Annotated in this window: 1 protein-coding gene and 1 pseudogene; both read left to right on the forward strand. The window is 65.4% G+C overall.

All coding sequences use genetic code 11. The features are described 5' to 3' along the window. Positions 1-572: pseudogene (locus NWF34_RS25230) on the forward strand (IS21 family transposase); the annotation flags it as partial. Continuing rightward, a partial coding sequence (locus tag NWF34_RS25235; RefSeq protein WP_258326396.1) for an ATP-binding protein occupies positions 569-1,064 on the forward strand: 496 nt, incomplete at its 3' end. The pseudogene NWF34_RS25230 and the gene NWF34_RS25235, both read left to right, overlap by 4 nt.

The raw sequence follows: 1,064 nt of genomic DNA on the forward strand, positions 1-1,064 counted from the left end.
GTAAGGTCGATCGCCTCTCGTGTATCCGGTACGCCTCGGCCCGCTACTCGGTACCCAACCGGCTCATCGGCACCACCGTGACCCTCATCCAGGACGGTGAGCGGCTCCTGATCGCCGAACCCGCCTCCGGTGAGATGGTTGCCGAACATCTGCTGGCCGCACCCGGAGAGGTCGTCCTCAACGACGACCACTACGGGGGGCCACGCACACCGCCCAGTCGTGCACCACGACCCAAAACTGCGGTGGAGAAACAGTTCTGCGCTCTCGGTGAGGTTGCTGAGCAGTTCCTGGTCGGTGCCGCGGCGATCGGCAACACCCGCCTGGGCGGTGAACTCGATGACATCCTCGGCCTGGTCACCTCCCACGGCCATCAACAGGTGCTCACCGCTCTGACCAGGGCGGTGGCGTTCCGACGGTTCAAGGCCGCCGATGTGCGTTCGATCCTCGATGCCGGAGCCGGCACCCCCAACCCGCGACCGGCCGGCACAGCACTGCTCGGGCATCTGCCTACCGCGCCCACCCGCTCGCTGGATGCCTACAAGCTCGGCGCCGGCGACAAGGAGGTGTCATGACCACCACAACATCGACATCAGTTGCACCCCAAACAGTGCCGCCACTACCGGCCGACCTCGACCACGCGCTACGCCGATTGAAACTGGCCTCGATCCGCCGCACCGCACCCGAGGTGCTGCTCACCGCGAAAACTCAGCGGTGGACACCCGAAGAAGTACTGCGGACCCTGGTCGAAGCCGAGATCGCCGCTCGTGATGCCTCCAACATCCGCAACCGACTCAAAGCTGCCGGGTTCCCGCTCACCAAAACCCTGGAATCGTTCGACGTGGCCGCATCGTCCATCCCGGCCAACACCTTCGAATACCTGTCCTCGCTGGAATGGGTTCGGGCCCAACACAACCTGGCCTTGATCGGCCCAGCCGGGACTGGCAAGAGTCACACCCTGATCGGGCTGGGGATCGCCGCAGTGCACGCCGGACACAAAGTGCGGTACTTCACCGCCGCCGACCTCGTGGAGACCCTGTATCGCGGGCTGGCCGACAACACCGTCG

The organism is Gordonia sp. GONU, assembly GCF_024733855.1.
GTDB lineage: Bacteria > Actinomycetota > Actinomycetes > Mycobacteriales > Mycobacteriaceae > Gordonia > Gordonia amicalis.